Raw genomic sequence first — 12,820 nt, 5'->3', positions numbered from 1 at the left:
TGATCGTGCAGCGACCCGGCGTTCGTCAGTTAATTTTCAGGATGTTGAGTATTCAGGAGGCGGAAGGGGGACATCGCTCAGCGTGAGCGACAGGCAATACCTTAAGAATTTCATCCGCTACGGCGGCCGCGTGATCGGCCACCTGCGGCAATCCCATCAGCTCGCCAAAGCGGGCGCGCGCCGCCGGGCCCACGACAAACAGGTTTGCGTTGGGCTGACCGTGCCGGTTGAGGGTGCGCGAGTGGTGATCCACATCAATGCCGAAGCCGAGCGCATCGGCGCGGATCAGGCCCTGCTCGCTGAGCGATTGCAGCAGCGGCTGGCTGGTCGTCAGCGCTTCATGTCCCGGTCCGGTCGTGACAATCAGTTTATCCAGCACATGGTTTTGCCGGGTGCCATCGCGCTGACGCAGGGTGATTTCCAGCTGCTGCGGATGAGCGTGAATCGCCACGAGGCGAGCGGCCAGTACCTGCAAGCTACCCTGCTGCTGTCGCCGGGCGATGACGGCGGCGACCTGTGGGGCAATGCGATAGCGATGCACATCCCACCATGAACGCAGATGACGCGCAAAGCGTCGCTGTTCAGGCAGCGGGAGTGACTGCCAGATGGCTTGTCCCTGCACACGCACCTCATCAAGCACACGCTGCCACGGCAGCTGCTGCGCGGCAGCGCGAGCGACTTCATCACGAATATGCCGCAGCCAGCGGCGCGCGCTGGGCTGAGATTGCGCGGCCACTGTCCACTCCGGCCATTCGCCGCTGAGATTGGCGCGTGACAGTTGTCCGCGCCGTGAGAACGCCAGCAGCAGCCCCTGATGGTCACGCGTCGCCAGCGAAGCCACCACATCAGCCATGCTCAGGCCGGTGCCGACAATCGCCACCGATGCGTCAGGCTCAACGTTATCCAGCACGCCTGGCTGCCACGGGTTAGCAATCAGCGCCGGATGGTCGGCAAACGGCTGTAGCATACGTGGCAGCGACGGCGGTGGATGGCTGATCGCCAGCGCCAGGATGTCGCCAGTCAGGGTTTCACCGTTACTCAACAGCAGTTGTTGCCCTTCCCATGCCAGCGCACGCGCCTGAACGTGACGCAGAGTGACATGCGGATGCGCCTCAGCGGCGGCGACAAACTGCTGAGCCAGATAGCGGCCAAACAGCGCGCGCTGCGGATACACCGCGCCATCGGCACAGTGTGCTGCCGAATCCAGTGAACATTCCGGTTGCTGACGATACCAGCGATCAAAGGCGCCCTGCTCTTCTCCGTTGAGCTGCATACGCGCAGCCGGCACGTTGATGCGGTGTGCCGGTTCCAGCGTGGAATAGGCAACACCGGCGCCGAGGCTGGCGCGCGGTTCGACCACTGTAATCAGTAGCGGCGCGAGCGACGTGCGGGCAAGGTGAATTGCCAGCGCTGTGCCGCTGAAGCCCCCGCCGACAATAATGATGTGCGCTGTTGCCATCGCCTTCTCCTGCATCAGCTGGCGCTCGTCTGTTTCGCCGATGGGCGCTTATCGCCGCCGATGGTTTCACCAAACGGGCCAGTGTTAATGGTACGGGCGCGCTGCTGCTGACCGTGAGCCAGCGGTAACAGCGGCAGCAGCAATTCAGCCACGCGATGTGCCTCTTCCAGATGCGGATAGCCCGATAGAATGAAGTTAGTCACGCCGAGCGCATGGTATTCCCGGATGCGTTCAGCGACCTGCTGCGGGCTGCCCACCAGTGCCGTGCCGGCACCGCCGCGCACCAGTCCGACGCCTGCCCACAGATTCGGCGCAATGTAGAGATTATCGCGCGAACCGTTGTGCAGCGCACTCATGCGCGCCTGACCGGCGGAATCCATGCGGGCAAAAATCTTCTGCGCCTGAGCGATAGTGTCGTCATCCAGATGGGCAATCAGTTTATCCGCCGCCGCTCGGGCTTCTTCTTCGGTTTCACGCACAATCACATGCAGGCGGATACCGTATTCGAGTTTCCGGCCGCGTGACTCAGCGCGCTCACGCACGACCGCCAGTTTTTCTGCTACCTGCGCCGGTGGCTCTCCCCAGGTGAGATAGGTGTCAATCTGCTGCGCCGCCACGTCGATTGCTGCCTCCGATGAGCCACCAAAGTAGAGCGGTGGACCGTTTTCCTGCACCGGTGGAAACAGCACCTCAGCGCCTTCAACCTGAATATGCTCGCCCTGATAATCCACTTTTTCGCCGCGCATCAGCCGACTATACACATCCAGAAACTCGCGAGTCACTTCATAACGTTCGCTGTGGTTGAGGAAGATGCCGTCGCCTTTGTTCTCTACCGGATCGCCGCCGGTGACCACGTTAATCAGCAGACGGCCTTCCGACAGACGATCCAGCGTGGTAGCCATGCGCGCTGCCAGCGTGGGTGGCTGTAACCCTGGCCGTACGGCGACCAGATAGCGCAGCCGGCGCGTCATTGGTGCCAGCGCGGAAGCCACCAGCCAGGAATCCTCACAGCTTTTGCCTGTCGGAATGAGGACGCCGTAAAAGCCCAGATTGTCGGCGGCCAGCGCGACCTGCTGTAAATAGGCTAAATCAACCGGGCGTCCGCCTTCTGTGGTACCCAGGTAACGGCCATCGCCGTGCGTCGGCAGGAACCAGAAGACATTTATGCTCTCGTGCGCAGAATCGGCCATTATGCTTATCCTATATAACTTTATGAGAAAACGTTCATTCATTACTTTCTATTTGGTTATATAGGCGTAAGCGAAAAGCATGCCAGGTTTTAACGAAACAGAGATTGTGCATTTTCAGTCAGTTAGGCCATCAGAACGCGTAATGTCTGTTGCAATTGCAACGCAACGCCAACAGCATTTGCTGCATATGCAACTGCTTATGCTTTTTTCCTGCTGTTCATTGCCACTTACCGGGTTTAGCGTGATGGCAGACCTTTACAGGAGCCATCTCATGCTGACACCTTACAATCAACCGGATTCACCTCGCCTGGTCGACCCGGCATCGCTGGCTTTCCAGTCGCTGCTGGATAAATTCGCACCCACCGACGCCACGGTACTGATTGTGGGCGAAACCGGCACCGGCAAAGAGGTGGTCGCGCGGTATCTGCATCACCACAGTCCACGCCGGCATGCCCCGTTTCTGGCCGTCAACTGCGGCGCCCTGACAGAAAGCCTGGCAGAAGCTGAATTGTTTGGACATGAGAAAGGTGCCTTTACCGGCGCGACTCAGGCGCACCCTGGCTGGTTTGAAGCGGCGCAGGGCGGCACGCTGCTGCTGGATGAGATAGGTGAACTGAGCCTGCCGCTGCAGGTTAAACTGCTGCGCGTCCTTCAGGAGCGTGAGATCGCGCGCGTCGGTTCACGCAAGGCCATCAAAATAGACGTGCGCGTTATCGCCGCAACCCATGTCGATCTGGCGCAGGCAATTCGCGAACGGCGTTTTCGTGAAGATCTGTTTTATCGTCTGAATATCGCCGTTGTTCCCCTGCCACCGCTGCGCCAGCGTCGCGAGGATATCCCGCTGCTGGCCCAGCATTTCCTTTCCCTGTATGCACGCCGCCTTGGCCGTCCGGCACGTCGCCTGTCGCCTGACGCGCTGGAAGCACTGCGCGACTACAGCTGGCCCGGCAATATTCGTGAGCTGGAGAATACGCTGCACAATGCGGTGCTGCTCAGTCGCGATGAGACATTAACGCCGACGCAGCTGCGGCTGGCAGGTTACAGTGAACGTGGATACAGCGAAACGGACGATTCGACGCTGGATAGTTTTCTGCGCCAGCAGATTACACGCGAACCGCAACAGCTGTTTGATCGGGTGATTCAGAGTCTGATCAGTAACGCACTGGAAATAGCGGACAACAATCAGACGCAGGCCGCCACGCTGCTGGGCATTAGCCGGCACACGCTGCGCACGCATCTGGCACAGATGGGCGTCATAAAAGGGCGGCGCAAGTCCGCCGTCATGGCCTTCGCACACGCCAGCGGGGCCGCGCGCCCTGAACGCGAGTTGCGTATCGGCTATCAGAAATTTGGCAATCTTGGCGTATTGAAAGCGCGTCAGACGCTGGAACAGTGCTTTAACCAGCAGGGTATCAGCGTGGTGTGGAGTGAGTTTCCTGCCGGTCCGCAACTGTTATATGCGCTGCAAAATAATGAGATTGATTTCGGCACCACCGGTGAGGTGCCGCCCATCTTCGCGCAGGCCAGCGGTAACGCCGTGACTTATATCGCCTGGGAGCCACCCGCGCCGGGCAGCGTCGGGATTGTGGTGCCACGCGACAGTACTATCCACAGCCTGGCAGATTTGCGGGGTAAGCGTATCTCGGTCAATAAAGGATCGAATGTTCACTGGCTGCTGTTACAGCTGCTGGAGGAAGCCGGCATCGGTCTGGATGAAATTAAAGTGGTGTACACGCCGCCGAAATATCCGCTCACAGCCAGCGATTATCTGGCCGTCGATGCCTGGATGATGTGGGATCCGCTGCTAAGTGCCGCAGAAAGCAACGCCGATTTGCGCGTGCTGGAGAAGGGCGAAGGCCGGGTGCACAACCACCAGTTTTATCTGGCGCGCCATGATTATGTGCAGCAGCATGACGATATCGTGCAGCAGCTTGTGACGAGCCTGCAGCAAACCGGGACCTTTATTGATAATCATCGCCATGAAGCCGCCACTATGCTGGCGCAGGAACTGGGGCTGGAGTTCGCAGCCGTGGAACGTGCCTTATCCCGACGCAGCCACCAGACGCGGGCCATGGTTTTCCACGTCATCAAAGAACAGCAAACTATCGCTGACCGCTTTTATGCGCTCGGTTTGATTCATAAACCGGTGCGCGTGCGTGATGCAGTGTGGCAGTCGCCCAGCCAGACGGCGCTTATGGCATAGGGGCTACAGTAAAAGTTATCCACGTTTTCTGTGGATAACACATTGAATATCGTCTGGCTAAATCCCCGTTTTCTCACGGCAGCATGAAGATTTGCTGTGAAATTCGGGCGATTTCAGCCTGAAATCCTGCAGATAAAAACCCTTTTTTCAAACAGTTAGAGGTGAAATCGCCATGGCGAACGTCGCCTGATTCCGGCAAATTCCATTAAGGATTCCCCCTGCTGTTTTCACTGTCGATTTCGCATCCAGCAAAGCTTGCCATCATAAAAGTCTCAGACAGCGATGGCGCGGTTTCACCGTATTACATTGCTGAGCTGGCGATTTCAGCCTGAAATTCCGGCTAAGGTTAATTTGATTTCATGCACTTAGCGCTGAAATCACGCTGGCGAAGGATGAAATTTTGGGGGGAGATATCTGGTGGGTGAGGTAACAATCTGTAGCGGCACGGTACAGGGTGTACGGGATTGTTCTGCTACAGATTGCTTATCATCAGAGGTGAAGCGCTATTACTGATTGAGATACTTATTCAGCGTCTCGGTGATAACACGATCCAGCTCTTCCTGTAATTCTCTGGACTGGCGGTTAAACTCATAGCTAAACATGCGTCCGCGCGTTTTCTTGCGGGCGTAACGGTCTTTATCCGCGAAGGTCCACAGCGGTGTCGCCACCACTTTATCTTTAGCCGGCGCCTGCACCAGCGTCTGGCTACCGTTACGGACCAGCCTCAGGATGCCATTCTTGACTTCATCTTCCGCCAGGCCTTCACGCGCACAGACGCTGTCCACATCCATACCGATGGTTTCGATCAGAGCATCAACAGTCTGACCGGTTTCCTGCAGTTTTTCGTAGGCCTGCAACAGCGTTTTGTAGTCAGGATAGGTCAATTCTGAATGGTTCGGGAACAGGGTGACCAGCTCCAGCGGCACACTGGCAGCCTGCAGCGCGCGGGTCACTTTTGCCTGTGACAGCCCTTCAGTTTGCGCAATCTCTTTTTGCGACAGGCCGCTGTCTTTCAGTGACAGCAAACGCATGCCGACTTCACGCAGATTATGCTCACGCGCGGTCTGGATATCCTGCGCCAGACGACGGGCTTCTTCGGCAGAGATGGCAACGTCGGTAACCAGCACATCCAGCCCGGTTTTACAGTGCAGCGCGGCCGCCCGACGACGCGAACCATCGAGGATTTCAATCCGATCGCCACGCTTCACGCCGATGGCCGGGAAGAACTGCTGAAGTTTAATGGTACGGATGATATCGCGCAGTGACTCTGGCGTGAGACCGGACTGGTCACGGCCGTTGGTTTCCATCACCACGTACGTACGTTCTTCTATCTCTTTAGCCGTGATGTGTTCCAGGGTGAACAGGGCGCGTTTACCGGTGGAAAGGATAAACGTCTGGGAGTGGCCATCCTCGCTGGGTTCATTTTGTAACGGGCTCTGGCTGAAGGTGCGGCCAATAGTGATTCTTTTTGCGCTCATAATAACCTCAGTTCAGGCGGATAAATTCAATACGGTCAAAAACGGCTTTGGCAAAGTCTTCTGCCGCCGAACGCGCGTTTTTCAGGGCTTCGCTGCTGCCGACATAGGTAGATGGGTTAGCGGAGATAACCGTATCGAACGATTCACCGCAGCGTTCAAAGCCATCCAGCCGAGGTAGCGCCGCATCCAGCATATCGCCGCCAAATATCTCTTTCGCCAGGCTGTGACACATCTTGTGGTCCGCTTTATTCGACAGCTTGGACATAAAGCCAATGTTACCCTGCAACCGGCAGGTGGCGCCCGACTCTTCGATGATGTCGATAAGCTCGGGCAGGCGCGTCAGATACTTCAGCGTGGAGTGGAAATCAACCTGTGCCGGCGGCACCGGCGTCATCAGCAAATCGGAAGCGGCAATGGCGTTTTTCAGGAAGGCATCCAGATGTGGGCCGCTGTCAATAAAGATGAAGTCGTAATCTTTTTTCAGCTTAGCCACTACGTTTTCATACAGCACCGCATGCACGTTTTGCTGCGGCAGATGCTCAGCACACAGCTCTTCCCAGCGTGAAGCAATGAAAGCGTCATCAATTGAGGCGGGCAGTACGTCAACGCCAGGAATAATCGACGGCACAATAAATTCACTTTTCAGCTCTTCGCGGCTGACGTTTTGCAGCATCGCCTGAGCTGCGGTGGCCTCAACCAAACCGACCGAACGTTCATGATTCAGGAACATGGTGGCCGAAGACTGCGGATCGAGATCGATAACCAGGATGCGTAAATCCTCGAACAGCAGGTGCGGATGCGCGCGCAGCGCGTGCGCCAGCGATACCGTGGAAACGGTTTTAGACACGCCGCCTTTCAGGTTACCGACAAACAGCGTAAACGCTTCAGGATGGCGATCGCGGTATTTCGGGACGCCGCGATGATGGTAGATGTCGATAATATTTTGGATCGACATCGCATACTTAGTGGAACTGCCGGCCGCGCGCTTATCAAACGGATAGCCGTTTTCTTCCATCTCGTTAACCGCGTAATCGACACTGGCGCGCGTCAGCTTGGGCAACTTGGCTAACGCCGCTTTGGCATAAACCTGGTAAAAAGTATTCTCGTGTAACTCTTCTTTTTGCGCCTGAATCTGCTCCGTCAGGCTCATCAGCATTCTTTCTGAGCGTTGAGCGACTTTCAGAACCTGCTTCTCATCGTTAGCCATACTTGCTCCACACATGTAGGATTTATGACTTTATACCGAAATCCTGCACATGAGGCAAATCTATCTCATCTGTTCATCATCGGCTCGCGTTGTAAAAAGACCTTTTGCAATAGGGGGTTAAACCAGACGTTCACTGCAGTCAGTAGTGCGCGTTGATTGTTTACCCATCAATTGATGAAAATGTGCTCGGCGTAAGGGCGGCACTCTGCCACTGTTCACTGTAATCAGTAACCGACATATCTGGCTGAAGCGGTCAATCGCGGTAAAATACTGCGCGTCGTTACCTGACAGAACAGTCCGCACGTTCACTGTAATCAGCGGGTGGTGAAAAGGAGTCAACTGCGTTCACTGTACTCAGTAGGAACATTCACTGCAATCAGTAACCCTGCCGGAAGATTCACTGTAATCAGTAATCCTTTAGCGCAGGGACAGCGCTACCGGCGCCAGGGTGAGCCAGTGCGCAAGAGTAAATGTTCACTGTAGTCAGTGATTCTGCGATCATCCGCTCACCAAATGAGCAGGATTCACTGTAGTCAGCACAAGCCCACTACATTCTTCCCTCTGTGACTGCCTGCATAGCACGGTGTGAGTGGGGCCTGCCGGCCAGTGAGAAGGGGAGAAGCTGCACACGATGAGAATTAAGCGGTTTGCGATTGTGGGCTGGCGAGCATCGCCTGCAGGATGATTGGGTAGCGTCGCGGCGAGCGCCGTGCAGTGCCATGTTAAGGGCCGCCTTACTGGCGGCAATATGCCAGCGCATCGATTGATGCAGGTATGAGATTCACTGTAATCAGTAAACTGCGACGTCGATGCCAGCGGCATTCACTGTAGTCAGTAAACCATGAACGCCTTTTCGTCAATGTTCACTGTAATCAGTAACGTGACCGTTATCAGATATTCATAACCTGATCGCTGCGGCGCATTCACTGTAGTCAGTAAAAGGAAAAGCGTGTTTAAGCCTGAACTGCTGACCTGCCTGCTGAGCATTCACTGTAATCAGTAAACCCGATCATCTTTATCGCGCCAGGTCGAGGGAGGGTCGTGCGGCACAGGGAAGGGCACTCAGCTAACAACATTCACTGTAATCAGTAGCCGGGTTCGCGCGCGCTGCGCTTTGAAGCAGCAGTACCTGACGAACACGTTCACTGTAATCAGTGCATGCCCGCTTAGCCTCAGCCCGATAACGTTCACTGTAGTCAGTAGTTGGCTTTCTCTTTCTTACAGGGCAGCGGCCACGGTGAGGGCAGGGGAGTGTTGAGAACGTTCACTGCAATCAGTAACGCAGAGAGCCGTTTCGTCATGAAATGACGTTCACTATAATCGGTAATCCCTCCCACGATTCACTGTAATCAGTGATAGTGACCAACCCTGTCACTTTTACTGGTTACTTTTACAGCACAATTGCTGAATACAGTGAATGTATTGCAGTATATCGATTATTAACTTTGATTTTCAGTCAGATACGATAAATCGTTCACTGTAATCAGTGAGCTCGTAGGCTTACGTGTTCACTGTGGTCAGCAGAATAGCCCGGCAGACCAGACATTCACTGTAATCAGCCAGACTGGCTCTTAAGGCACAGACAAAATGTCAGTCGACCCACCTGGTAAGTACCCACTATCAATAAAAGCGCTGTTCTGCATGAAAAGGAAGGTTTGACGATTTTTACGGAACAGGCAATACCGGCAGCGACCACTGATTACAGTGAATGCTACCGATTACAGTGAACAGATCAGGATGTGCTGATTACAGTGAATGAGGGTAAAGCGGCAGTGTCACTTTTAGGCTCAGTGACACTGCGCGAAGAGAGCTGACTGATTACAGTGAATGGGTGAAGTCAGTCTTCGAAATCGAGGTCTTCCAGCGAATCGATACTTTCCAGATTGCTGATACCATCGAGTTTGGGTGTGCGGCTGTGGATGATGAAAAATACCGAACGGCCCCGTTTCACTTCGGAGTAGTCCAGATAGCCAATCTCTTTCAGTTGCTCCATGGCGCGCCGCACCACATGGTTTTGCGTGGTGGTTTTTGAGCCGAGATTAAGGCGCATGCGTAAGCGCGCCAGGGAGATAGGCGCCGGATTAGTGGGCAGGCTTTCCAGATAGGTATACAGCGCCTGCGCCGACTCCTTACGCTTGAGGCGCGAGATAGCACGCAGCTGCAGCAGCACCTTGTGGTCGAAGTTATACAGCTCAAACAGCTTAGGATCGGCCTGAATACGCACCAGATCTTTCTCACGATCGTAGTAAGCCGACTGCACCAGGTGCGTGTGGTAGGCCTTACCATTCCCCTCAAACGACAGGGTATTGGTTGCGATGCGTCGCAGCGAGGCGTCAAGACGCTTACGCAGCGCCGCGGACGAGTTGGCTGAGGGAATACCGCACATCTTGACGAAGTCGATAAACGGCAGCGTGACGGTGTCGCCTTTCGACGGATAACGCGAGAAAGACTGAATGATGCCGGCCCAGGTTTTGAAATCATTATCCATATCCAGCCGTGCGCCGGTGATGGTAATCTTTTCATAGCCTTCCGCTTTCACCAGCGACAGGTTTTTGAGCTCTTTGGTGGCATCGGTTGAAGCCATTGCACCGGATTTTCCGCGCGCCGTTGACTTCAGGGTAGGAACAAACAGACCCAGGCGCATCAGTGCGACCGGTTGTACGGTGTTATTTTTATTCGGATGAAGCTGAATAACTTCACCACTGTTTTTCGTCACCGACAGAAAAGGTTCAAGTAACGCCTTGTTTTCACTCTCTTTATCTGCCATAGCCTGAGATCTTCATTCTGTGGATGAAAAGGATCGGTATCTGATTACAGTGAACATTAACACTGTTTATAGTGAACATTCTACTGTCTATAGTGAATAAAGTACTGACTATAGTGGATACTTTACTGATTATAGTGAACACGATCACCTTCTCAGCCCTTGTCGGGTGCGGCCTGCCGCGATCGGGGATCTCTTAGGATCTCTTTTAGATCTCTTTATGATCTTTCTTTAAGATCTAATCACTGTATAAGTGGATAACCCGTTGAGGCGACTGATGCTGATAAGCGTAACCTGCAGAATATTCGCTTACGTCTTTAAATCACCCAGTGAGGGTGGAAAATGAAAATCTTCAGGCCTGCGCTGTCTCTCAATTCATTTCAGGTGAACAACTTGCTCTCATCTATTCATTTTTCATCACCTGATGGCTGGCGTAAGGTAGATCCCACTCTGATCAACCCGATTATCTGACGAAGGCATCTTATGACTGATCACGTTATTTCACGTAATCCCACCAGCGGCGAAATCATTGCCACTTATCCCCTGCAGAGTGCAGCAGAGCTGGAAACGGCTTTACAGCAAAGCGCCAGCGCCTTTGCGCAGTGGCGTAACACAGAGATGGCACAGCGCGTGAAGGTACTGCGTCAGCTGGGTGAGCAGCTGCGCCAGCGTCAGGAGCAACTGGCTACGCTCGCTACGCTGGAAATGGGTAAACCCATTGCGCAGGCGCGTGCCGAAGTCCTGAAATGCGCCAGCCTGTGTGACTGGTATGCCGAACACGGACCGGCAATGCTGGCCGATCAGCCCACGCTGGTGGAAAACCAGCAGGCATGGCAATCGTTTCGTCCACTCGGTGTGATCCTGGCGGTGATGCCGTGGAATTTTCCCTACTGGCAGGTTCTGCGTGGCGCAGTCAGCATGCTGCTGGCGGGCAATACCTACCTGTTGAAACACGCTCCGAGCGTCATGGGCTGCGCCTTGCTGATGCAGGAGCTGTTTGCCGCAACCGATTTGCCGCGCGGCGCATTCAATGTGATCAACGTCGATAACGACGGTGTTTCTGCCGCCATTAAAGATCCGCGCGTCGCGGCTATCGCCGTAACCGGAAGCGTGCGCGCGGGTGGCGCGATCGCCGCTCAGGCCGGTGCGGTACTGAAAAAAACCGTGCTGGAGTTAGGCGGTGCCGATCCTTTTATCGTGCTGGCCGATGCCGATCTGGATGCGGCAGTGGCCTCAGCGGTCACAGGACGCTACCAGAACAGCGGGCAGGTGTGTATGGCAGCCAAACGCTTCATCATTGAAGAGAGCATCGCAGAAGCGTTTGAGGCGCGTTTCAGCGCAGCCGTGCAGGCACTGAAAGTGGGCGATCCGCTGCAGGAAGAGACTTATATCGGTCCGATGGCACGCTACGATCTGCGCGATGAACTGGATCATCAGGTGCAGGAAACCCTGCAACAGGGTGCACGTCTGGTGCTGGGCGGCCACAAGATCGAGGGCGTCGGCAACTATTATGCGCCAACCATTCTTGCCGACGTCACGCCCGCGATGACCGCTTTTCGTCAGGAGATCTTCGGGCCGGTGGCGGCGATCACCGTCGCGCGCGATGCGCAACATGCACTGCAGCTGGCGAATGACAGCGAGTTTGGCCTGAGCGCCACCGTGTGGAGCGGCAATGAAGCGCTGGCGCAGGAACTGGCAGAGCAGCTGGAAACCGGCGCGGTGTTTATCAACGGCAACGGCGCCTCAGATCCGCGTGTCGCTATTGGTGGCGTGAAGAAGAGTGGTTATGGCCGCGAACTCTCCAGCTTCGGCGTCCACGAGTTCTGTAACATCCAGACGGTGTGGAAAAACCGTCGCTAACCCGGCCGGGGCGCGCCATACTGTGCGCCCCAACTTCCGGAAGTAATCCTTGTATGCAGACGCCAGGCATTCTCATCCTTGCTGCCGGTCTCGGCAGCCGCTTTCGTCAGGCCGGCGGTACCGGGCACAAACTGCTGGCACCGTATCCTGACGATAATGGCGTGCCTCAGCCGCTGCTGAAGCTGACGCTGCAGCAGGCGCAGCGCAGCGGTTTGCCGCTTCTCCTTATTATCCGGCCGGAAGATCGCGCTATTCAACAGCTGGCACAGCAGTGCGGCGTCGCGACCTGCACTATTGCCAGCGCCGGCAGCGGTGAAAGCATTGCCGCTGGCGTGCGGGCCACCGCCCACTGGCATGGCTGGCTGATCGTACCCGGTGATATGGCGTGGGTGAGGGCGGAGGATCATCAATGCGTGGCGCAGGCGCTGCGCAACGGTGCGCCGCAGGTACGGCTCAGCTGGCAAAACCAGCCGGGTCACCCGGTGGGATTTGCCGCGCACTATGGCGCGGCGCTCGCTCAACTGCAGGGCGACAGCGGTGCCCGCGCGTTGCTCGACCCGGCCGTTCTCATCACTCTGCCGGCCCATCAGGGCACGATCCGCGACGCGGATCTGCCACGATCCGGGGCAAGCCGCTGACCTGCAGCGCGCCTGAATGGG

The 12,820-nt window shown here is 55.8% G+C and carries 8 protein-coding genes; 3 read left to right on the top strand and 5 right to left on the bottom strand.

The window, feature by feature from the left end; all coding sequences use genetic code 11:
• Positions 1 to 52 precede the first annotated feature (52 nt).
• Together H7K56_RS08950 and ssuD are read right to left on the bottom strand one after the other, a co-directional pair.
• Positions 53 to 1,459, bottom strand: a complete 1,407-nt coding sequence (locus tag H7K56_RS08950; RefSeq protein WP_150360131.1) for an FAD/NAD(P)-binding protein — start codon at positions 1,457 to 1,459, stop codon at positions 53 to 55.
• Between the two features lie 14 nt (positions 1,460 to 1,473).
• Complete coding sequence (ssuD, locus tag H7K56_RS08945) at positions 1,474 to 2,649, bottom strand: FMNH2-dependent alkanesulfonate monooxygenase (RefSeq protein ID WP_150360130.1); 1,176 nt, start codon at positions 2,647 to 2,649, stop codon at positions 1,474 to 1,476.
• A 271-nt stretch (positions 2,650 to 2,920) separates the two neighbouring features.
• Between ssuD and H7K56_RS08940 the strand changes: the two genes are divergently transcribed.
• Entirely contained in the window at positions 2,921 to 4,852 is a 1,932-nt protein-coding gene (locus H7K56_RS08940) for a sigma-54-dependent Fis family transcriptional regulator (protein WP_150360129.1), read from the top strand.
• Between the two features lie 506 nt (positions 4,853 to 5,358).
• Here H7K56_RS08940 and H7K56_RS08935 read toward each other — a convergent pair.
• The 3 genes from H7K56_RS08935 to H7K56_RS08925 all read right to left on the bottom strand — a co-directional run bounded on the left by H7K56_RS08935 (position 5,359) and on the right by H7K56_RS08925 (position 10,304).
• Positions 5,359 to 6,330 carry a ParB family protein gene (locus H7K56_RS08935; protein WP_125311077.1) on the bottom strand — a complete coding sequence of 324 codons (972 nt, stop codon included), beginning with the start codon at positions 6,328 to 6,330 and terminating at the stop codon, positions 5,359 to 5,361.
• A 7-nt stretch (positions 6,331 to 6,337) separates the two neighbouring features.
• Positions 6,338 to 7,537 carry an AAA family ATPase gene (locus H7K56_RS08930; RefSeq protein WP_058776156.1) on the bottom strand — a complete coding sequence of 400 codons (1,200 nt, stop codon included), beginning with the start codon at positions 7,535 to 7,537 and terminating at the stop codon, positions 6,338 to 6,340.
• Positions 7,538 to 9,374: 1,837 nt separating this feature from the next.
• On the bottom strand, positions 9,375 to 10,304 hold the full coding sequence (locus tag H7K56_RS08925; protein ID WP_021508802.1) for a RepB family plasmid replication initiator protein: 930 nt from the start codon (positions 10,302 to 10,304) through the stop codon (positions 9,375 to 9,377).
• A 480-nt stretch (positions 10,305 to 10,784) separates the two neighbouring features.
• Between H7K56_RS08925 and H7K56_RS08920 the strand changes: the two genes are divergently transcribed.
• Both H7K56_RS08920 and H7K56_RS08915 read left to right on the top strand, forming a co-directional pair.
• Entirely contained in the window at positions 10,785 to 12,161 is a 1,377-nt protein-coding gene (locus tag H7K56_RS08920) for an aldehyde dehydrogenase family protein (protein WP_021508803.1), read from the top strand.
• A 53-nt stretch (positions 12,162 to 12,214) separates the two neighbouring features.
• On the top strand, positions 12,215 to 12,799 hold the full coding sequence (locus tag H7K56_RS08915; RefSeq protein ID WP_150360128.1) for a nucleotidyltransferase family protein: 585 nt from the start codon (positions 12,215 to 12,217) through the stop codon (positions 12,797 to 12,799).
• Positions 12,800 to 12,820 lie beyond the last annotated feature (21 nt).

Origin of the sequence: Pantoea dispersa, from assembly GCF_014155765.1 — a bacterium.
In the GTDB taxonomy this organism is placed as follows: Bacteria; Pseudomonadota; Gammaproteobacteria; order Enterobacterales; family Enterobacteriaceae; genus Pantoea; species Pantoea dispersa.
Note: the sequence above shows the minus strand (reverse complement) of the source record. Positions and strands in the feature narration are given on the sequence as shown.

What these genes read in the sequence shown, in the direction of transcription:
- H7K56_RS08920 (WP_021508803.1), top strand. Translation starts at nt 10,785, where the DNA reads ATGACTGATCACGTTATTTCACGTAATCCCACCAGCGGCGAAATCATT.
- ssuD (WP_150360130.1), bottom strand. Translation starts at nt 2,649, where the DNA reads ATGGCCGATTCTGCGCACGAGAGCATAAATGTCTTCTGGTTCCTGCCG.
- H7K56_RS08925 (WP_021508802.1), bottom strand. Translation starts at nt 10,304, where the DNA reads ATGGCAGATAAAGAGAGTGAAAACAAGGCGTTACTTGAACCTTTTCTG.
- H7K56_RS08915 (WP_150360128.1), top strand. Translation starts at nt 12,215, where the DNA reads ATGCAGACGCCAGGCATTCTCATCCTTGCTGCCGGTCTCGGCAGCCGC.
- H7K56_RS08930 (WP_058776156.1), bottom strand. Translation starts at nt 7,537, where the DNA reads ATGGCTAACGATGAGAAGCAGGTTCTGAAAGTCGCTCAACGCTCAGAA.
- H7K56_RS08940 (WP_150360129.1), top strand. Translation starts at nt 2,921, where the DNA reads ATGCTGACACCTTACAATCAACCGGATTCACCTCGCCTGGTCGACCCG.
- H7K56_RS08950 (WP_150360131.1), bottom strand. Translation starts at nt 1,459, where the DNA reads ATGGCAACAGCGCACATCATTATTGTCGGCGGGGGCTTCAGCGGCACA.
- H7K56_RS08935 (WP_125311077.1), bottom strand. Translation starts at nt 6,330, where the DNA reads ATGAGCGCAAAAAGAATCACTATTGGCCGCACCTTCAGCCAGAGCCCG.